Source organism: Paenarthrobacter sp. YJN-5, from assembly GCF_015040095.1.
GTDB classification, from domain to species: domain Bacteria; phylum Actinomycetota; class Actinomycetes; order Actinomycetales; family Micrococcaceae; genus Arthrobacter; species Arthrobacter ureafaciens.
In genome coordinates this window covers 2,412,310-2,432,168 of sequence record NZ_CP053544.1, presented here as the reverse complement: position 1 = coordinate 2,432,168, position 19,859 = coordinate 2,412,310, and the positions used below count along the sequence as shown (strand labels likewise).

At 63.7% G+C, this 19,859-nt stretch carries 17 protein-coding genes; 13 read left to right on the top strand and 4 right to left on the bottom strand.

Features of this window, described 5'->3' with window-relative positions:
- Positions 1–24 precede the first annotated feature (24 nt).
- The 6 genes from HMI59_RS11545 to HMI59_RS11520 all read left to right on the top strand — a co-directional run bounded on the left by HMI59_RS11545 (position 25) and on the right by HMI59_RS11520 (position 4,782).
- Positions 25–534 (top strand): HAD domain-containing protein, encoded by a 510-nt coding sequence (locus tag HMI59_RS11545; RefSeq protein ID WP_021470379.1) that lies wholly within the window; start codon positions 25–27, stop codon positions 532–534.
- 176 nt (positions 535–710) lie between these two features.
- Entirely contained in the window at positions 711–1,913 is a 1,203-nt protein-coding gene (locus HMI59_RS11540; RefSeq protein WP_021470380.1) for an inorganic phosphate transporter, read from the top strand.
- Positions 1,910–2,131, top strand: a complete 222-nt coding sequence (locus HMI59_RS11535; RefSeq protein WP_021470381.1) for a hypothetical protein — start codon at positions 1,910–1,912, stop codon at positions 2,129–2,131. Before HMI59_RS11540 ends, HMI59_RS11535 begins: the two co-directional genes overlap by 4 nt.
- A 92-nt stretch (positions 2,132–2,223) precedes the next feature.
- Positions 2,224–3,282, top strand: coding sequence for a hypothetical protein (locus HMI59_RS11530; RefSeq protein ID WP_193591382.1), 1,059 nt, complete (start codon positions 2,224–2,226; stop codon positions 3,280–3,282).
- The gene (locus HMI59_RS11525; protein WP_227471354.1) at positions 3,279–4,184 is read left to right on the top strand and encodes a hypothetical protein; all 906 of its coding nucleotides are present in this window, start codon (positions 3,279–3,281) and stop codon (positions 4,182–4,184) included. Before HMI59_RS11530 ends, HMI59_RS11525 begins: the two co-directional genes overlap by 4 nt.
- Before the next feature lie 31 nt (positions 4,185–4,215).
- On the top strand, positions 4,216–4,782 hold the full coding sequence (locus HMI59_RS11520; protein ID WP_193591381.1) for a dihydrofolate reductase family protein: 567 nt from the start codon (positions 4,216–4,218) through the stop codon (positions 4,780–4,782).
- Between the two features lie 43 nt (positions 4,783–4,825).
- Here HMI59_RS11520 and HMI59_RS11515 read toward each other — a convergent pair whose 3' ends face one another.
- Positions 4,826–5,290: a hotdog fold thioesterase gene (locus tag HMI59_RS11515; RefSeq protein ID WP_193591380.1), complete on the bottom strand. Its 465-nt coding sequence runs from the start codon at positions 5,288–5,290 to the stop codon at positions 4,826–4,828.
- Between the two features lie 157 nt (positions 5,291–5,447).
- On the opposite strand from HMI59_RS11515, the gene polA reads away from it, so the two are divergent.
- The 3 genes from polA to rpsA all read left to right on the top strand — a co-directional run bounded on the left by polA (position 5,448) and on the right by rpsA (position 11,155).
- Positions 5,448–8,090, top strand: coding sequence for a DNA polymerase I (polA, locus tag HMI59_RS11510; RefSeq protein WP_255527677.1), 2,643 nt, complete (start codon positions 5,448–5,450; stop codon positions 8,088–8,090).
- An 83-nt stretch (positions 8,091–8,173) separates the two neighbouring features.
- Complete coding sequence (locus HMI59_RS11505; RefSeq protein ID WP_193591378.1) at positions 8,174–9,484, top strand: GNAT family N-acetyltransferase; 1,311 nt, start codon at positions 8,174–8,176, stop codon at positions 9,482–9,484.
- A 195-nt stretch (positions 9,485–9,679) separates the two neighbouring features.
- Entirely contained in the window at positions 9,680–11,155 is a 1,476-nt protein-coding gene (gene rpsA, locus HMI59_RS11500) for a 30S ribosomal protein S1 (protein ID WP_021470388.1), read from the top strand.
- 140 nt (positions 11,156–11,295) lie between these two features.
- Here the strand turns inward: rpsA and HMI59_RS11495 are convergent, their stop codons facing one another.
- The gene (locus HMI59_RS11495) at positions 11,296–11,985 is read right to left on the bottom strand and encodes a YigZ family protein (RefSeq protein WP_166184234.1); all 690 of its coding nucleotides are present in this window, start codon (positions 11,983–11,985) and stop codon (positions 11,296–11,298) included.
- A 22-nt stretch (positions 11,986–12,007) separates the two neighbouring features.
- Here HMI59_RS11495 and coaE point away from each other — a divergent pair, with 22 nt between their 5' ends.
- From coaE to HMI59_RS11475, 4 genes are all read left to right on the top strand, one after another.
- Positions 12,008–13,219: a dephospho-CoA kinase gene (gene coaE / locus HMI59_RS11490; RefSeq protein ID WP_166184235.1), complete on the top strand. Its 1,212-nt coding sequence runs from the start codon at positions 12,008–12,010 to the stop codon at positions 13,217–13,219.
- 90 nt (positions 13,220–13,309) lie between these two features.
- Positions 13,310–15,409 carry an excinuclease ABC subunit UvrB gene (uvrB, locus tag HMI59_RS11485; RefSeq protein ID WP_062096835.1) on the top strand — a complete coding sequence of 700 codons (2,100 nt, stop codon included), beginning with the start codon at positions 13,310–13,312 and terminating at the stop codon, positions 15,407–15,409.
- 168 nt (positions 15,410–15,577) lie between these two features.
- Positions 15,578–16,603 (top strand): TerC family protein, encoded by a 1,026-nt coding sequence (locus tag HMI59_RS11480; RefSeq protein ID WP_021470392.1) that lies wholly within the window; start codon positions 15,578–15,580, stop codon positions 16,601–16,603.
- Between the two features lie 26 nt (positions 16,604–16,629).
- Positions 16,630–17,955 (top strand): MFS transporter, encoded by a 1,326-nt coding sequence (locus tag HMI59_RS11475; RefSeq protein ID WP_021470393.1) that lies wholly within the window; start codon positions 16,630–16,632, stop codon positions 17,953–17,955.
- 21 nt (positions 17,956–17,976) lie between these two features.
- Here the strand turns inward: HMI59_RS11475 and HMI59_RS11470 are convergent, their stop codons facing one another.
- Together HMI59_RS11470 and HMI59_RS11465 are read right to left on the bottom strand one after the other, a co-directional pair.
- Entirely contained in the window at positions 17,977–19,323 is a 1,347-nt protein-coding gene (locus tag HMI59_RS11470; RefSeq protein WP_193591377.1) for an alpha/beta fold hydrolase, read from the bottom strand.
- Positions 19,316–19,828: a GNAT family N-acetyltransferase gene (locus HMI59_RS11465; protein ID WP_021470395.1), complete on the bottom strand. Its 513-nt coding sequence runs from the start codon at positions 19,826–19,828 to the stop codon at positions 19,316–19,318. The genes HMI59_RS11470 and HMI59_RS11465 overlap by 8 nt, the downstream gene beginning before the upstream one ends.
- Positions 19,829–19,859: the final 31 nt, after the last annotated feature.

Genomic DNA, 19,859 nt, shown 5'->3' with positions numbered 1-19,859 from the left:
ACCTTTGGGGAAGGGAGAACGCGGATGGCATCATCCGTCAGGCCGGTATCCATCTATTTGGACGTCGACGGCGTGGTGAACCCGTTCAGCCCTGTCGGCACCACCGACTGGGGCGGTGACTGGTGCATCGCGGACGCCGGCATCCTGGAGGTCGCCTTCGCACCGGAAGTCGTGGAGGCCCTGAACGACCTGGCCGCCCACCCTGCCGCGCGCTTCGTGTGGCTCACCACGTGGGAGCGGCTTGCCCCGGAGTTCCTCTGTCCGGCCATAGGTTTGAAGGGGCAGGACTGGCCCGTGCTGTCCAGCCAAGGCTGGGACGAAGGTCCCGAATGGTGGAAGCTCACTGCCCTGCAGAAAGATCTCGCGTCTTCGGGCTCGGACCGGTTCGTGTGGCTTGACGATCAACTGGGCCGCGACGCGGACGCACAATCCTGGGCCGACTACCAGGAAGACCGCGTGTTGTGCATCTCACCGGATCCCCGCCAGGGCCTGTCGCGCAGCCACCTTGCTGCCGTCAGGGCCTTCCTGGGCTGATCACGCCGGGGCGCACGTTTGGCCGGAGGGTGGCTGGCACGTAGGATTCTTAAGGTTTCAGCCCGCACAATGAAGCCGGCAAGTCCAGCCAGTTGAACAGCTGCTGAACTATGCTGTGCTTGGCAGGTATGGGGAAGTGAAACTGCTGAACGTCGACTCTGCAGATTGGGCAACAGGTGGAAATCACCTTCATGGTCGCGCTTGTCATAGCGTTGGCCCTCTTCTTTGACTTCACCAACGGGTTTCACGACACAGCCAATGCGATGGCAACTCCCATTGCTACGGGGGCGATCAAACCCAAGACTGCGGTAGCGCTGGCCGCCGTGCTGAACCTGGTGGGCGCGTTCCTCTCCACGGAGGTGGCCAAGACCATTTCCGGGGGCCTGATCCGGGAAGGCGCCGACGGTATCCATATCACTCCGGACATCATCTTTGCCGGGCTCATGGGTGCCGTCCTCTGGAACATGATCACCTGGCTCAAGGGCCTTCCATCGAGTTCCTCGCACGCCCTGTTCGGCGGCTTGATCGGCGCGGCAGTGGCGGGTATCGGCCTCCACTCCATCAACTTCGAAACAGTGCTTTTGAAGGTGATCCTTCCTGCCCTCTTCGCTCCGCTGATCGCAGGAGCCGTGGCCTACATCTGTACCCGGCTCGCCTACGCGCTGACCTCGCGGCACGATCCCGAAACCGGTGACAAGCTGACCCAGAAGCGTGGGGGCTTCAGGACCGGCCAGATCTTCACGTCGAGCCTCGTGGCGTTGGCCCACGGAACCAACGACGCACAGAAGACCATGGGCATCATCACCCTCGTACTCATCGCCGCCGGCACCCAAACTCCCGGCTCCGGCCCACAGTTCTGGGTCATCGCAGCCTGTGCGTTCGCCATTGCCATTGGTACGTACGCCGGCGGTTGGCGCATCATCCGCACCATGGGTTCGGGCCTGACGGAAGTAAAGCCCGCCCAGGGATTCTCGGCCGAAACCAGTACCGCGACGGCCATCCTTGCCTCCTCGCATCTGGGCTTCGCACTCTCCACTACGCAGGTGGCCTCCGGCTCCGTCATCGGCTCCGGCCTGGGACGCAAAGGCACCTCGGTCCGTTGGGGTACCGCTGGCAAGATCGCCTTGGGCTGGCTCTTCACTTTGCCGGCATCCGCGATCGTCGGCGGCCTGACGGCGCTTCTGGTCAATACCGGCGTCGTTGGCCTGGTCATTGCGGCCGTCGTAGGCACCGCCGCCATTCTCTTCATGTTCGTGGTCTCCCGCAGGGAGCACGTCGGCCACCACAACGCCGTCGAGGTGGATGAAGCCGGCCACGCGGTTGTGTTCCGCAAGAAGAAAAAGTCCAAGTCCAACAAGAACAAAGGTGCACAGCGATGAAGTGGTTGGAATTGCTGCTGGTTGCCGGGGTGACACTCGTGTCCGCGGTGACGGTCGTGGTCCTCTACTCGCTGGGTGTCCGGCTGACCGCGATAGCAGGCGACGTACAGCAGAAGTCGCCGGCACTCTTCAAAAGCCTTGCCTACGTTTGCTTCGGCATCTGCGGGCTGGCTGTGCTGTTCGGGATCTACCTGATCGTTCCGTACTTCGGAAAGTAGCCCCCTCTCTGGCAGTAAAGCCCATTCGGGAGAATAATCGGCAGTGAAATTACATCACTGCACCCTGGTGATCCGGCAGATGCGGGGCTGTCATGAAGAGCCGATCCCTAAGCCACCTCATCGGACTGGCCTTGGCGCCGGTCCTGATGCTGGGCCTTTCTGCCTGCCTTCCCCCCGGTTCCGACTTCAACAGCCCCTCACCCAACCCGGCGCCGGAACCAACCTCTGCTGCGGCAACCACCCCGCCTCCCGCCGTCGAACCTACAGCGGCCCAGCCCGCCGGCCCGGCCGGTCCCGCGGCACCGCAAGCTGAGGCGCCGGTGGTCCGCTGGGTGCCGGTCGGACCGGTCGGTCCCAATGACCCGACGGCGGGACAGCGCTACCTGCTGCTGCAGCAGTTCCAGTGCGACGCCCTGGCTGAAAGCGTCCGGCCGGACAGCGTCCAAGGGACGGCAGACGTGACTGTCTGGCAAGCGGCAGCGGCCGTATGCCGCGCCGTGCAGAGCGGTTCCGAACAGGATTGGCTGCAAGCGTCAGTGGCGGTCGCGGCGACTCCGCGCATCCCGCAGACGCAGTGCCTGGAGTCCACGGTTGCAGCAACATCCGCCGCAGTCATTGCGCAGCACCGGGCCAGCCCGGGCCTGCCCATCAAGGCCACCTCGCCTCCTGGCGAGGCGTGCCCGCGCCACCTTAGCGGCCTGACAGTAGTGAACGAGGACCTGACGGCGGTGCCGGGCCAACTCCGGGCCTCCGGACCCCGTTCGGGCGGCACAATCGTGCGGCTGGACGGCTACTACGTCCGCGTAGGCGACATCCTCTTTGACGGAGAACCCGCCTTCCCCGAAATTGTGTCCGGTGGAGGCGATTACCAGACGATGTACCTCAGGATTCCTCCGGCCAACGGGCGGGACACCCTCCGGATTTCCATCACTGACACCGTGGATATCAGCGGAACAGTGACCTTCTACTATGAGGACACCGCGCCCTCGTCACCTCCGCCTGCCACCGGGCCAAGCCAAACGCCGTCGCCCCAACCGGGTGGGACGCAACCGGGTGGGACGCAACCGGGTGGGACGCAACCGGGTGGGACGCAACCGGCCCCTTCACCCAGTACCGCTCCCAGTGAAGCGTCACCCACGGCGTTGCCGTGAGCGGACAACCGGCGGCAGGAGCTCCGGAGGAGGACGAGCGCAGCCTCGTCAACACCCGGTGGCAGCGCACCCTGGACGTTTTGTCCGTGATTGGTCCGCCTTTGACGGTGGCCACGGCACTGCTGGTCTATTTCGGCTGGGCACGTACCGACGCGCAGGCAAAGGCAATGGGCCTCGACGTCAGCCTCTTTGGCTACACCGTGCAGGATTTCATTCTTCGGAGCATCCAGTCGCTCTTCCAGCCCTTGGCATGGCTCGCGGTGATCGGCCTGCTGTGGCTGATGCTGGACCGGGCTGTTTCCCGGCTTCTGGACGCCTCAAGGCACAGGACGCTGTTGCACCGCACAGCGCTGGTGGTCCTGGTGCTGGGATTCGCGTTTGCTGCCGTGATGTGGGTGGCCGTTGTTACCCAGCCGGGCCGGACTTTGCTGTACGTGCCCTTCCTGATAGCTGCAGGCCTGATAGTCGGCGCCTGGGGCCTGAGCGTTCGACGGCGTGCAGCGGCCCCTGCCGTCCGCACGCTGCGGGTCACGCCGCGCGCCCTGGAACGGTCCCTCGTTTTTGTCCTTGTCACCCTCCTGCTGTTCTGGGGTACCTCCGACTACGCCCAGGCACTGGGCCGCGGCGCCGCCGTCGACTACCAGGAGCGCTCCGGGCTTTTGCCCACCGCAGTGGTCTACAGCAAAGAGCGCCTGGGCGTCACTGCACCCAACGTCCGTGAGGAGTCAGCTGGAACGGATGCGGCTCCGCTGTACCGCTATTCCGGCTTGCGGCTGCTGGTGGTCAGCGGCGGGCGGATCTTCCTGCTCAACGATCGGTGGACCCTGGCCCAAGGCCGCGTGGTGGTGCTGAGGGACGACGGGAGCGTGCGGGTGGAATACGGCAACGCAGGCGCGGACTGAATTGTCGGTGGGTTTTGGCTAGTCTGGGGCCATGTCGATCTTCCAGTACTACGTGGCATCCACCATTGACGGCTTCATCGCTTCCCCGGATGACGATCTGGGCTGGTTGCTCCAGTTCGACAAGGTGGAGGGGGTCAGCGGAAGCTATGAGTCCTTCTTCTCCGGCGTCGGGTGCATTGCGATGGGTGGGGACACCTACCGATGGCTCATGGCGCACGAGGCCGGGAAGTGGCCTTACCCGAACATCCCGTGCTGGGTTTTTACCCATCACGAATATTCCGCCCCGGCAGGCGCCGACGTGACATTCGTCCGTGGCGACGTCCGCGAATTCGCCCCGGACCTGTTGGCGGATGCCGGGGACAAGAACGTCTGGCTGGTCGGCGGCGGGGACCTGGTAGCCCAATTTGCCAACGCGGGGCTGCTGGACGAGATGATCGTCACGATCATCCCGGTGGTGCTGGGAGCGGGTAAGCGGCTGCTGCCGCTTAACGGCCCGACGGCGCCGCTGGAGTTGGTCTCATCGAAGATCCTTGGCGGGGCCGCGGCCGAACTGCACTACAGGATGCCGGAAAAGAGGATGCCGGAAAAGCGCGCCTGACGCCTAGCTGGCACTTTGCCCGCCGGCTCCGCCCGACAAGCGGTCAGTGACGGTTATCGCGGATCATGTTCGTGATCCGCGCGGTGGAGAGCCTCCGCCCCTGCTCGTCAGTGATCACAATCTCGTGCGTCGCCAGCGTGCCGCCAAGGTGGATTGCCGTGCAGGTTCCCGTGACGGTTCCGGTAGCAATGGAGCGGTGATGGGTTGCGCTGAGCTCGATGCCCACTGCGTGGCGGCCTGGACCTGCGTGAACGGATGCCGCGAAGGAACCCAAGGTCTCGGCGAGGACTGCGTGCGCCCCGCCATGAAGGATTCCGGCTACCTGGGTGTTGCCCTCCACCGGCATGGTGGCAACGCTGCGTTCGGCGCCCAGTTCGCTGAAGCGGATGCCCATTTTGACCACCAGTGCGCCGACGCCGCCGGCCGATAGCCACTCGTGGAATTCTTCCGGTACGCCTGCTTGCCTGAGCTCATCCACAAACTGGTTCGGCGTGAAATTGTCCATCATGCCAACTAGGCTGGCACCTGTGAGTGAAACAACCAAACCGGACCAGGTTCCAACGGCCCAAGCTTCTGCCATCGCCACGGCAGCCCCCTCTTCCGCATCCCGAGCGAACATCACGGGGGAGGAGCGGCCCAGGCTGCTGGTCCTGGATGGCCACTCCATGGCCTTCCGCGCCTTCTACGCGCTCCCTGCGGAGAACTTCTCCACCGCCCGGGGGCAACACACCAACGCAGTCCACGGATTCACGTCCATGCTGATCAACCTCATCAAGGACCAGAAGCCCACGCACGTGGCAGTGGCGTTCGATGTCTCCGACGACACCACGTTCCGGAAGGCCGAATACAGCGAATACAAGGGTGGACGCAACGCCACACCGCCCGAATTCCAGGGCCAGATCGGACTCATCGCCCGGGTGATGGAAGCGTGGGGGATCAAGACCATAGCCCTGCCCGGCTATGAAGCCGACGACATCCTCGCCACCCTCGCCGCCCAGGCCGACACCGAGGGTTTCGAAGTGCTCCTGGTCTCCGGAGACCGGGATTCGTTCCAGTTGATCAATGACAACGTCTTCGTGCTTTATCCCAAGCAGGGCGTCAGCAACATTCCCAAACTCGATGCTGCAGCCATCGAGGAAAAGTACTTCGTCAAACCGGCTTTCTACTCTGACCTCGCCGCGCTGGTGGGCGAATCCGCGGACAACCTTCCGGGCGTGCCCGGCGTCGGCCCCAAGACGGCGGCAAAATGGATCAACCTCTACGGCGGCCTGGAGGGAATTCTCGAGAACCTCGATTCCATCGGCGGCAAGGTAGGCGGCGCCCTCAAGGAGAACGTCGAGAACGTCAAGCGCAACCGCAGGCTCAACCAGTTGTTGACGGATCTGGACCTGCCCGTATCACTGGCGGACCTTCATGAACCGCGCCCGGACCGGCAAGCCATTGAAGAGCTGTTCGAGGAACTCGAGTTCCGCACGCTCCGCACCCGCCTTTTCGACCTCTACGGCGACGACACCGCGGGTGCAGCGCCGGACACCATCGAGGCTCCCGAGTTCACCACGCTCACCGACGCGGCCGCTTTGGAGGAGTTCTTTGCGGCCGGTTCGGGTGTCCGCTCCGCCCTCGCAATCCAGCAGGTTCCGGGCCGGATCGGCGAGGACGCTGCCGCGGTTGCCGTAGTCCGCAACAACGGTGCTGCCTTCATCGAGCTGACCTCCTTGGACGCCGCCGCCGAATCAGTGCTTGCAACGTGGCTGCAGGACCCTGAGGAAGCCAAGGTGGTCCACGAGTTCAAAGCCGCGCTAAAAGCACTGCACAACAGGGGACTGGGACTTGAGGGAGTGGTGGATGACACTTCCATCTCCGGCTACCTCATCCAGCCGGACCGCCGCAGTTACGATCTCTCCGAACTGGCCCAGGTCCACCTGAAGATCACCCTTGGCGCCGTGGCTGCGCCTTCCGGCCAACTGGAGCTGGATCTCGCCGGGGGAAGCGACCAGGCTGCCGCCGCAGCGCTGGTCCAGCATGCCGCCGTCGTGCATGCCCTCAGCAAGCACTTCGAAAAGGAACTTGCCGAGCGGAAGGCCGATGCCCTCCTGACCACGCTGGAACTTCCCGTGGCCCGCGTCCTGGCGCAGATGGAGCTCACCGGCATCTACGTCTCCATGGACCGGATGAATGAGCAGCTCGCCGATCTCACCAAAGTCATCGAGAACGCCCAGGAACAGGCCTTCGCGGCGATCGGACATGAAGTCAACCTTGGTTCGCCCAAGCAGCTGCAAACAGTACTGTTCGATGAACTCGGGCTGCCCAAGACCAAGAAGATCAAGTCGGGGTACACCACCGATGCCGCCTCGCTGAAGGCCCTGTTGGAGAAGACCGGGCACGAATTCCTGGTCCAGCTCATGGCGCACCGTGAATCGTCCAAGCTCGCCCAGATGGTGGAGACGCTGAAGAAGTCCGTGGCGGAGGATGGCAGGATCCACACCACCTATGCCCAGAACATCGCAGCAACGGGCCGCATCTCATCCAACAACCCCAATCTGCAGAACATCCCTGTCCGCAGCGAAGAAGGCCGGCGCGTGCGCAGCATCTTCGTTGTCAGCGACGGCTACGAATGCCTGCTGTCCGCCGACTACTCCCAGATCGAGATGCGCATCATGGCGCATTTGTCCGGGGACGAAGCTTTGATCCAGGCGTACCGGGACGGCGAGGACCTGCACCGCTTTGTCGGTTCACGAATCTTCAACGTGGCTCCTGCGGAAGTCACAAGTGCCATGCGTTCCAAGGTCAAGGCGATGTCCTACGGGCTTGCCTACGGGCTCACTTCCTTTGGCTTGTCCAAGCAGTTGGAGATTTCCGTGGACGAGGCCCGGACCCTCATGAAGGACTACTTCGACCGCTTCGGCGGTGTCCGCGATTACCTGAGGGGCGTTGTGGACCAGGCCCGCGTGGACGGCTACACGGCAACCATCGAGGGGCGGCGGCGCTACCTTCCGGACCTGACAAGCACCAACCGGCAGGCCCGCGAAGCGGCCGAACGCATTGCCTTGAACTCTCCCATCCAGGGGTCGGCAGCAGACATCATCAAGCGGGCAATGCTCGGCGTGGCCGCGGAACTCGCCGGCCAGGGCCTGAAGTCGCGCATGCTGCTGCAGGTTCATGACGAACTGGTGCTCGAAGTTGCCCCCGGCGAACGGGAAACCGTAGAGAAGCTCGTAGCCGAGCAGATGGGCGCGGCGGCGGATCTGTCGGTTCCCCTTGATGTCCAGATCGGCATCGGTGCCAGCTGGTACGAGGCAGGCCACTAAGCACGTCCCACCAAGAGGTCCGGCCAAGGGGCGCGCCGCCGCAAGGCTGGCGCGCCCCTTCGGCTCTGGCTAGGCTCGGGTGCGTGGCTGATCCCAAGGAAGAAAAACCAGGAAAATACACCGTCCACCAATTCGCTGCCGCCACGCAGGGCAGCCCCGATTTCGACCGTAGCGCCGCATGGGTGCAGGCGGTCTCCCACGGGTTCCACCAAAACCGGCGGGACGAAGACTACATCCGGAAAACGCTGGCGGCCTACAAGGCGGACCAGCGCACCCTGACAGGCGTTTACGTCGACGGCGACGTGCCCCCGCATTCCCTCGCCGCAGACGTCCCTGTCGCCACGTATGCCACCATGCGGAAGCCACTGAACATCGGCTTTGGCAAGCAACTGGAGGCAAGCCTGGTAACGGCCGTAACCGTCCGGGTAACCCACAGGCGCCAAGGCATCCTCCGCGGAATGATCACCGCGGACCTGGAAGCTGCAAAGGACGACGGCATCGCGATCGCAGCCCTGACCGCTTCCGAAGGCAGCATCTACGGACGCTTCGGTTTCGGTGTGGCCACCTACGAGCGGAACATCACGGTGGATGCCGGCGCCCGCTTCCGGCTTCGGGGCAGCATGACGGGGACGGTCGAGGTTGCCGATCCTGCTGTCCTGCTGGGGCTTGCTCCGCAAATTTTCGACCGTGTGCAGCGTGCCACGCCGGGGTCCATCGGGCGCCAGGAGTACTACCGCCTCCTGGCGTCGGGCTCCATCGGGCATGACGGCAAACCCGACACCGCTGTGCGGAGTGCCCTCCACTACGGTGCCGACGGCGCTCCTGACGGCTACGTCTCCTACCGTTTCAAGGGCTGGGACACCAAGCCCTACACCATGGAAATCGTGGATCTTGTCGCCGGCAGTGACGCAGCCTACCTTGACCTGTGGCGCTTTCTGGGGAGCATCGACCTTGTTGATGTGCTGACGTGGGCGGAAGCACCGGTCCATGATCCTTTGGCATGGGCCATGGAGGATCCCCGCTGCCTGGTGGACTCCGATGTCCGTGACATGCTGTGGCTGCGCATCCTGGACGTGCCCGCCGCGTTGTCGGCGCGGCAGTACGCAGCGGCGGACAAGCTCGTCCTGCGGGTCGCGGATGCGCTCGGACATGCGCACGGCACCTGGGAGCTTGATTCCGACGGCGGACCGGCGGCAACCGTCCGCAAGGCCGCCGCACGTGAGGCGGACCTCGAGCTGGACGTGGCTGACCTGGCTTCGATCTACCTCGGCGCCGTTTCACCTGTGACGCTGGCTGCGGCCGGCCGCGTCAAGGAACTGAGCCCGAATGCAGCTTTCCGGGCCCAGCAATTGTTCGCGGTTGAACGGCCCGCGCACTGCCTGACGCACTTCTAAGGGCATCGCACACGTCCTTTTGACCCTGCTTTGCAGAATCAACTACAATAAACGGGCGTGTACTACGTGCGCGCAGCCATTTTGTAACATTCCACAAATCAGGATGACCCGGCACTTTGCCGTATTCTGCCGTCCGGAGCCGGGCGGCAGCGGTTTGCCTGACCGACATACTATCCACAACGGAGCCCCTACTACATGACCATCACCTCCACCGAGAAGCCCGGTGCCCCCGTCGTCGCGATCAACGACATCGGCACCGCTGAGGACTTCCTCGCAGCAGTCGACGCCACCATCAAGTACTTCAACGACGGAGACCTCGTCGAAGGTACTGTCGTCAAGGTCGACCGCGACGAAGTCCTGCTCGACATCGGTTACAAGACCGAAGGTGTCATCCCTTCCCGCGAGCTTTCCATCAAGCACGACGTTGACCCCGGCGAAGTCGTCGCCGTTGGCGATCAGGTCGAAGCCCTGGTTCTCACCAAGGAAGACAAAGAAGGCCGTCTGATCCTCTCCAAGAAGCGCGCACAGTACGAGCGCGCCTGGGGCGACATCGAGAAGGTCAAGGAAGAAGACGGTGTCGTTACCGGTACCGTCATCGAGGTTGTCAAGGGTGGCCTCATCCTGGACATCGGCCTGCGCGGCTTCCTGCCGGCATCCCTCGTCGAGATGCGTCGCGTCCGCGACCTCGCTCCGTACATCGGTCAGCAGATCGAAGCCAAGATCATCGAGCTGGACAAGAACCGCAACAACGTTGTCCTTTCCCGCCGTGCATGGCTCGAGCAGACCCAGTCCGAGGTCCGCTCCACGTTCCTCAACAAGCTGGAAAAGGGCCAGGTTCGTCCGGGCGTCGTTTCCTCCATCGTCAACTTCGGTGCCTTCGTGGACCTTGGCGGCGTAGACGGCCTCGTCCACGTTTCCGAGCTCTCCTGGAAGCACATCGACCACCCGTCCGAGGTTGTCGAGGTTGGCCAGGAAGTCACCGTCGAGGTCCTCGAAGTGGATCTGGACCGCGAGCGTGTCTCCCTGTCGCTCAAGGCTACGCAGGAAGATCCGTGGCAGACCTTCGCCCGCACCCACGCCCTCGGCCAGGTTGTTCCGGGTAAGGTCACCAAGCTGGTTCCGTTCGGTGCGTTCGTTCGCGTCGAAGACGGCATCGAAGGCCTCGTGCACATCTCCGAGCTGGCTGTCCGCCACGTGGAGCTCGCCGAGCAGGTTGTCTCCGTTGGCGACGAACTGTTCGTCAAGGTCATCGACATCGACCTCGAGCGTCGCCGCATCTCCCTCTCCCTCAAGCAGGCTAACGAGGGCGTTGACGCTGACAGCACCGAGTTCGATCCCGCTCTGTACGGCATGGCCGCAGAGTACGACGAAGAGGGCAACTACAAGTACCCCGAGGGCTTCGACCCCGAGTCGAACGAATGGCTCGAGGGCTACGAAGCACAGCGCGCAGCCTGGGAGCAGCAGTACGCTGACGCCCAGACCCGCTGGGAAGCACACAAGAAGCAGGTTGCACAGCACGCTGCTGACGACGCCGCTGCTGCAACGTCCGGCGAAGGCGACTCCGGCGCTACCAGCTACTCCTCGGAGCCGGCTGCTGCCGAGTCCAACGCAGGCACCCTGGCTTCCGACGAGGCCCTCGCTGCACTGCGCGAGAAGCTCACCGGCAACTAATTCCGCCCGCCCTTCGGGGTTGAGCTGAATAGCCCAAAAAGGACTCCCACCGCATGCGGTGGGGGTCCTTTTGCGTCCGGACGGTGGTGCGGCACAACGGCCGTTCCGCACCGGCGGGAGGCCGGCGGGCAGGCAGGAACCTAGCGGGGAACGTCAACCCATTCAGTTCCCTGCGGATTCAGCACCGAGGCACCCGCCGTCAAGGCCGCCACCCGGGCTTGGGCTTCTTCCAGTAAGGCGGGCTCGTCAGGGAGGGCAACCCTGAGTACGGCCTGCCGGGCTTCGTACAGCGTTTCCGCCATGACGAAGCCCCCGCTGCGAAGTTCGTTTTCCAGTCGTCCGGCGTCCGCGTGCGGCACGCCGATGTCACAGAGGCGGAGGCGTTTCCGTTCGACCAAGGGAGCAAGGTCCAGGGCTTTGGAAACCGATTCGGAATAGGCCCTGACCAAGCCGCCCGCTCCCAGCAGGATTCCACCGAAATAGCGCACGACGACGGCACTGACGTCGCTCAGGTCGGTGACCCCGTCCGCCGTCTCGCGCTTGATAAGCGCCTCAAGCATGGGGATTCCGGCCGTGCCGGAGGGCTCACCGTCATCGGACGACCGTTGGATCATACGGTCCGGGCCGATGACGAAGGCAGAGCAATGGTGCCGGGCATCGTGGAATTCCCGGCGGAGATCGGCCACCAGGGACCGGGCAGTGTCCTCATCCGGCGAACGGCGGAGCACCGTAATGAAACGGGAGCGGCGGATCTCGAGTTCGTGGCGGAAATCGGACCCGGCCGCCAGGGTTGTGTAGCTGGTTGCTCGGCTGTCGTCCTGAATTTCCACCGCTTCAGTCTAGTGTGGAGGGGTGCTGAAGATCGGGTTGACGGGTGGTATCGCCTCAGGGAAGTCGTTGGTGGCGTCGCGGTTGCGCGAATTGGGAGCAGTACTCATCGACGCCGATGTCCTCGCGCGGCAAGTGGTGGAACCCGGCACGCCCGGCCTGGCCCAGGTGGCCGAAGCCTTCGGTCCGGACGTGATCCGGAGCGACGGCACCCTTGACCGCCCCGCGCTGGGCGCGATTGTGTTCCAGGACCCGTCCAGGCGGGAGGTGCTCAACGGCATCATCCACCCCTTGGTCCGTGCTGCCGCAGCCGAGATGCTGGCCGGCGTGCCCCAGGGGGGCATCGTGGTGCAGGACATCCCCCTGCTTGTTGAGACCCGGCAGGGGAGTGCCTTCCACCTGGTGGTCGTGGTGGACGCGCCGGAGGACCTCAGGGTGCAGCGCATGGTCGATGACCGGGCGATGACGCCCGAGGACGCCCGCTCCCGGATGGCTGCGCAGGCCAGCCGTGATGACCGACTGGCGGCTGCCGACGTCGTTCTCGACAACGCCGGCAGCCGGGAAGAGCTGCTCACCAAAGTCGATTCACTCTGGAACGAACGGCTCGTGCCCTTCGCCGCGCACCTCACCCAGGGGACACGTGCGCCCCGCACTGCCGGACCGGTTATTGCAGCGCCGCAGTCCGACTGGAGCGCGGCTGCGGACCGCCTTATCGGCCGCATCAAGGCAGCAGTACCGGATGCCCTTGCCGTCGACCACGTTGGATCCACCGCCATACCCGGTCTGCCTGCGAAGGACGTCATTGACCTGCAACTTGCGGTGAAGGATCTGCAGACGGCAGACCGCATCGCACCGCTCCTTGCCGCCGTCGGATTTCCGGCCGTTCCCGGCGTCACAGGGGATACCCCCAAACCGTCCCATCCCGACCCCGCCGGCTGGCAAAAGCGGTTCCACGCGAATGCCGACCCCGGACGGCCGGTCAACCTCCACGTCCGGGTCGCCGGCTCACCGGGGTGGCGCTACGCGCTCATGTTCCGTGACTGGCTCAGGGCGGATCCCGAGGGGCGCGCCCTCTATGAAGCCCACAAACTCAAGCTCGCTGACGAGTACGCCGGGGATTCAGGCACGGACGGGTACGCGGAAGCGAAGGAACCTTGGTTCACTGACGTAGCCTGGCCCCTGATGGAGGAGTGGGCGACCCGGACGGGCTGGCTTCCGGAGCCGTATTCCCACTAGCCTGCGCAGAGCGCAATGTGACGGTTCTCCCTTGGCTGAAGACGCCTATTCCGGACAGCAGGTGTCCGCAGGCGGGGGTAGATTGAATTCATGAGCCTTGCCCAGGAAATCAACCGCGTCGTCGCACCGTTTGAAGTAGTCAGTGAGTATAAGCCTGCCGGCGATCAACCGGCGGCGATTGCCGAGCTTACGGAGCGCATCAACAACGGCGAAAAGGATGTTGTCCTCCTGGGGGCCACCGGTACAGGCAAGAGCGCCACCACTGCCTGGCTCATCGAGAAGGTACAGCGGCCCACGCTGGTCCTTGTCCAGAACAAGACGCTGGCAGCACAGTTGGCCAATGAGTTCCGTGAGCTCCTGCCCAACAACGCGGTGGAGTACTTCGTTTCCTACTACGACTACTACCAGCCGGAGGCCTACGTAGCGCAGACGGATACGTTCATCGAAAAGGACTCCTCCATTAACGAGGAAGTTGAAAGGCTCCGCCACTCGGCCACCAACGCGCTGCTGACCCGCAGGGACGTGATCGTGGTTGCCACGGTTTCCTGCATCTACGGCTTGGGAACCCCCGAGGAATACATTGCGGGCATGGTCACGCTGCGCAAGGGCGCTGAGATGAACCGCGACCACCTCCTCCGCAAGTTCGTCTCGATGCAGTACACACGGAACGACATGGACTTCCACCGCGGGACCTTCCGGGTCCGCGGCGACACCGTGGAGATCATTCCCATGTACGAGGAACTGGCGCTGCGGATCGAATTCTTCGGCGACGAGATCGAGAACATCCAGACCCTCCACCCGCTCACCGGTGAGGTTATTCGCGACGAGGAGGAAATGTATGTCTTCCCTGCCTCGCACTACGTTGCCGGTCCTGAACGGATGTCCCGGGCCATCAAGAGGATCGAAGACGAACTCGCCGACCGCCTGAAGGTCCTGGAAAGCCAGAACAAGCTTGTTGAGGCCCAGAGGCTGCGGATGCGGACCACCTATGACCTCGAAATGATGCAGCAAATGGGCTTCTGCAACGGCATCGAAAACTATTCCGCGCATATTGATGGCCGTGAACCGGGCACGGCTCCGCACTGCTTGCTGGACTACTTCCCGGATGACTTCCTCCTGGTGGTTGATGAGTCCCACGTGACCATCCCCCAGATCGGTGCCATGTATGAGGGCGACATGTCCCGTAAGCGCAACCTGGTGGACTTTGGTTTCCGTTTGCCTTCCGCCATGGACAACCGGCCGCTGAAGTGGGACGAGTTCCTCGAACGCATCGGCCAGACCGTCTACTTGTCAGCAACGCCGGGTAAGTACGAGCTCGGCAAGGCGGACGGGTACGTCCAGCAGATCATCCGGCCTACGGGCCTGGTGGACCCCGAGGTGGTGGTCAAACCGACCAAGGGCCAGATTGACGATCTCCTGGACGAGATCAGGATTCGAACCGCCAAGGACGAGCGCGTCCTGGTGACCACGCTCACCAAGAGGATGGCCGAGGATCTGACGGACTACCTCATGGGCCACGGCGTCAAAGTGGAGTACCTGCACTCGGACGTCGATACCCTGCGCCGCGTGGAACTGCTGCGCGAGCTGAGGATGGGTGTCTTCGATGTCCTGGTGGGCATCAACCTCCTCCGCGAAGGCCTGGACCTGCCGGAAGTGTCGTTGGTGAGCATCCTCGACGCGGACAAGGAAGGCTTCCTGCGGTCCTCCACCTCGCTGATCCAGACCATCGGCCGTGCGGCGCGTAACGTCTCAGGCCAGGTGCACATGTACGCGGACAAGATCACTGATTCGATGGCACAGGCCATCGATGAGACAAACCGCCGCAGGGCCATCCAGGTGAAGTACAACAAGGATCACGGCATCGATCCCCAGCCGCTCCGCAAGAGGATCGCGGATATCACCGACCAGCTGGCCAAGGAAGACGCCGACACCCAGGAGCTGCTGAACAACAACAGGCTCGCCAAGGGTGGCAAGCGGGGCAAATCCTCGACGAAGGCTGCCGCCACCGTCCGCCAGGACGGTCTTGCGGCAGCGCCTGCCGAGGACCTGGTGGGGCTGATCGAACAGCTCACGGAACAAATGCATGGTGCCGCTGCTGAGCTTCAGTTCGAAGTCGCGGCCCGGATCCGGGACGAAGTCAAGGAGTTGAAGCGCGAGTTACGCCAGATGCAGTCGGCCGGCCACGCCTAGGGTAAAGTTGGCTCAACGTAGGGGAGTATCCCAAGCGCTACGTCCGTCAACACGCAAGGCACAGATGCCTCGCCGGGCCTAGCGGGCCGCCACATCGCGCCTTGGAGCGCATCGGCAGGCCGGAGAGACTTACACCATTTTCCCGTACCCTGCGAAAGGCCTTCTTTAATGGAGCTCCCTGTCTGGTTCGAGGTCGGCTCGTTCGTCGCCCTCGGAATCATCTTGGCCATAGATCTGCTTTTGGTGGTCAAGCGTCCCCACGAACCGTCCATGAAGGAAGCCGGCTTGTGGGTCGCCTTCTATGTGGCTTTGGCTTTGGTCTTTGCCGGTGCCATGTTCTACTTCACCGGCCCCGAATACGGCGGCCAGTTCGTCGCAGGTTGGGTCACTGAGTACAGTCTCAGCATCGACAACCTCTTCGTGTTCATCATCATCATGGCCAGGTTCTCCGTACCCAGGAAGTACCAGCAGGAAGTACTGATGGTGGGCATCATCATCGCGCTTGTCCTGCGGGGTATCTTCATTGCCCTGGGCGCCGTGGTCATCGAACAGTTCAGCTGGGTCTTCTACATCTTTGGCGCATTCCTTCTCTGGACGGCCTGGAAGCAAGCGACGGATTCCGGCGAGGATGAAGAGGACGTCGAGAACCCGCTGATTGCCCGCCTCCGCAAGGTCCTGCCGATGTCCGAGAAGTTCGACGGCGGCAAGCTCCGGACCACCGTGGACGGCAAGAAGGTCTTCACGCCCATGCTGATCGTGTTCATCACGATCGGCATGACGGACCTGCTGTTTGCCGTCGATTCGATTCCGGCAATCTTCGGCCTGACGCAGAGCGCCTTCATCGTGTTTACCGCCAACATCTTCGCCCTGATGGGCCTGCGCCAGCTGTACTTCCTCCTCGGCGGCCTGATGACCCGCCTGGTCTACCTGAAGCACGCTTTGTCTGTGATTCTCGCTTTCATCGGCGTCAAGCTTGTCCTGCACGCCATGCACGTCAACGAGCTTCCCTTCATCAATGGCGGCCGGCACATCGAGTGGGCTCCGGAGATTCCGACCTTCGTTTCCCTGGCCGTGATCGTCGGAACCATCGTCGTCGCCGTCGTCGCCAGCCTGCTCAGCCCGGCGGCACGCCGGGCCAAGATCGACGCCCGGTTGGAAGAGGATGCAAAGAAGTCCATGAGCCAAGCCGACTAGGCATGGCTTGGCTGTAGTCTCTTGGGGTGACTACCACTTCATCAACGGCGCTGGATCCGCAACGGGTCCAGCGCCGTTCTGTTGCCCTGCTCAGCGGTGCCCAGCTCTTGAGCGGCATCGGAAACGGCGCCACGTTGTCCATCGGCTCCCTGCTGGCCGTCGACCTTTCCGGCTCGCAATTCTGGGCCGGGTCCGTCACCACCATCCTCACCCTTTCAGCCGCTGTGTTCGCCTTGCCACTTGCCAGGCTCGCAGAGCAGCGGGGGAGAAGGACGGGGTTGGTCGCCGGGCTGGTTGCTGCACTGGCCGGTGCGCTGCTGATGATGGCTTCAGTGGTGGCGGGATCGTTCCTGCTCCTCCTTCTGGGCGGGGCTTTCCTCGGCCTCGGCACCGCCGCCAACCTCCAGGCCAGATTTGCCGCCGTCGATCTTGCGGACGCAGAGCATCGCGGAAGGTCGCTCTCCACGGTGGTGTGGGCGATTACCATCGGTGCAGTGGCCGGGCCGAACCTCATCCAGCCCGGCGCAGTGGTGGGAACCGCGCTGGGGATGCCACCAATTGCCGGCCCTTTCGTCTTCTCCGCAGCGGGCTTGTTCCTCGCAGCCGCGCTGCTCTTCTTTGGCCTCAGGCCGGACCCGCTGCTCCTTTCCCGCCGCCTGGCCTCGGAAGGGTCAAAAAGCGACCTTCCCCCGGCCCGGGGTACTGTCCGTTCGGGATTGGCCGCAATCCGCGCGTCGCGACCGGCGCTTTTGGCACTCTGCGCAGTGGTTACTGCCCACGGCGTCATGGTCGCCGTCATGTCCATGACGCCCCTGCACTTGCAGCAACTCATCGCAGGAACCTCCACTGCGTCCGGGCACCAGCACGCCTCGGTGAGCGACAGCACCGACGCCCTGGTAGTGATCGGGTTGACTATTTCCCTCCACATTGCCGGTATGTTCGCGTTGTCCCCGGTCTGGGGTTGGCTTACTGACAAAGCGGGCCGCTACGCGAGCATCATCGCGGGACACGGGCTGCTGCTCGTCGCCGTCGTCGTCGCCGGATTGGGCCAGCATGAGCCGTCGCTGGTGACCGTAGGCCTGATCCTGCTGGGGCTTGGCTGGTCGGGTGCCACGATCGCAGGCTCCACGCTCCTTGCCGAAAGCGTCCCGGAAAGCCAACGGGTAACCGTACAGGGTGTCTCTGACACTCTCATGGGTGCTGCCGGGGCTTTGGGCGGCGCGACGTCAGGCCTGGTCCTGGCCTCGGCCGGGTATCAGGGCCTCAATACAGCCGGGGGCGTGCTGGCCGCAGCGGTGCTCGCGTTCGCGGTCACCGCTGCGACCCGTCGGAAGTCGGCCACCTCCGCCTAGGTGAAGCAACTCCGCGGCTTATCAGCTGCCGGGACGGACCAGCCCCAACAGGCGCCGGAATATGCCTTCGCCGTCTTCGCCGATACCGTCGTGGTGGAAGGCATCGGTCACCCAAGGCTGGAGGCCCCGTACCGCCGACGCAGTCTCCATGGATAATGCGTGGTCCACGTAGATATCGTCCTGATACACCGCGGCGGCTACAGGAACAGTGTTCATCGCGAGCCTCTGCGCGTCATAGAGGGGACCCCAGTCCGCCTTGCTGGCAAGCAACTCCGCGACCGGTTGGAAAGGCACAAGCGCAGGATCCTGCACGAAGTACCAGGGATAGACCATTTCGCCGGTGAGAAGCGGTTCGTCCGCGGAGGGTTCGAACTCCGGGTACTCCTCCAGGACCCGCCAGGCTGCCCACTTGGTGGCCTCGCCCTGCGCGTAGATGGACTCGTGCAGTACGGCGTACAGCGGGTTGCCGGCACGGCTCACAAGCGAACGGACCTGCTCAAGGAACGCTTCGGACAGACGGGGTCCCGTGGCTGTTTCGATGAACGCGTCCTCCAGGAGGTAATGCAGGGCATCTACCCGCGTGTTGCCACCGAGGAATGAGCCCACCATCTGGAATCTTTCCGGGGTGAGCCGCTCGCCGCTGGCCAGATGCTCTGGCTGGTCCGCCAGATGGCGCATGATCCGGGTAATACGCCCGCGGTCTTCGGGGTACCAAGCGAAGTACTCGGCGTTGCGCGCGGCAACGCGACGGAAGGTAGCGCGGTACACCCGTTCGGCCGGCCCTTGGAGGGGCGCGAGGCCCCCGGTGATAAGGACTTCACGAAGTCCCTCCGGTGCAAAGGACAGGTAAGTGAGTGCGCAGAATCCGCCGAAGCTTTGGCCCAGCACCGTCCAAGGTTCCGCCCCGAGGATCCGGCGAATCATCTCGGCATCGGCCACGATCGAGTCAGCCCGGAAGTGCGCCAGGTACTCGGCCTGCCGCTCTGCGTCTCCGCGACGTGCCAACGATTGGAATTCAATGGGCGTGGACAGGCCGGTACCGCGCTGGTCCAGCATCAGGATGCGAAAATCCTTGGCGGCAGCCTTCATCCAGCCGGACAGGGAGGTTACCCGGTTGCCGCGTCCGCCCGGTCCACCCTGAAGGTACAAAAGCCAGGGCAAGCGTGCCGCGTCCTCCGCCGAGTGTTCCGTGGAGGTGTACTCGCGGGCGAAGACCGTGATGGACTCTTCGCCAGCGATTGCCTCGCGGCCGTTATGGCCCGCCCAAGCCTCTACCGGGCCATGGTCAAGGGGCACCGTGAAGAAGTGTTCCACGGTGCGGAGGCCCCGGAACTCGTGCCTTGCGCGGATGCTGTGCAGTTCAGCCACGCGCCAACGCCCTGTCCGGCGCCCCGGCTGCCGATCCGAAAGTTTGAAGGGCTTCGCCCGTCAGGCGGAACGTGGACCACTCCTCCATGGGCAGCGCGCCCAGGTTCTTGTAGAACTTGATGGACGGTTCATTCCAGTCCAGGACGCTCCACTCCACGCGTGCGTATCCGCGTTCGACGGCGGTAGCGGCCAGGTGCTGCAGCAGCGCCTTTCCGTGGCCCTCGCCACGGGCTTCGGGCCGGACATAGAGGTCCTCGAGATAGATGCCGTGGACGCCCTCCCACGTCGAATAGTTCAAGAACCACAGGGCAAATCCCTGGACCTCGCCGGCCGCGTTCTCTGCCATGTTTGCGAACACCCGGGGGTTGTCCCCGAAGAGGACCTCGGTAAGTTTTTCGGGCGTGTTCTTGACGGCGTCCGGTTCTTTTTCGTAGATGGCGAGGTCATGGATCATGCCAAGGATCGCGGGGACATCATCAGCGGTTGCGGGGCGGATTACACTCATGGTTCCGAGCTTACTAGCGCCCGGCCCCGGC

Coding starts and splice junctions, on each gene's coding strand:
- HMI59_RS11545 (WP_021470379.1), top strand. CDS start 25: ATGGCATCATCCGTCAGGCCGGTATCCATCTATTTGGACGTCGACGGC.
- HMI59_RS11535 (WP_021470381.1), top strand. CDS start 1,910: ATGAAGTGGTTGGAATTGCTGCTGGTTGCCGGGGTGACACTCGTGTCC.
- HMI59_RS11530 (WP_193591382.1), top strand. CDS start 2,224: ATGAAGAGCCGATCCCTAAGCCACCTCATCGGACTGGCCTTGGCGCCG.
- HMI59_RS11520 (WP_193591381.1), top strand. CDS start 4,216: ATGTCGATCTTCCAGTACTACGTGGCATCCACCATTGACGGCTTCATC.
- HMI59_RS11515 (WP_193591380.1), bottom strand. CDS start 5,290: ATGATGGACAATTTCACGCCGAACCAGTTTGTGGATGAGCTCAGGCAA.
- polA (WP_255527677.1), top strand. CDS start 5,448: ATGGCCTTCCGCGCCTTCTACGCGCTCCCTGCGGAGAACTTCTCCACC.
- rpsA (WP_021470388.1), top strand. CDS start 9,680: ATGACCATCACCTCCACCGAGAAGCCCGGTGCCCCCGTCGTCGCGATC.
- uvrB (WP_062096835.1), top strand. CDS start 13,310: ATGAGCCTTGCCCAGGAAATCAACCGCGTCGTCGCACCGTTTGAAGTA.
- HMI59_RS11480 (WP_021470392.1), top strand. CDS start 15,578: ATGGAGCTCCCTGTCTGGTTCGAGGTCGGCTCGTTCGTCGCCCTCGGA.
- HMI59_RS11465 (WP_021470395.1), bottom strand. CDS start 19,828: ATGAGTGTAATCCGCCCCGCAACCGCTGATGATGTCCCCGCGATCCTT.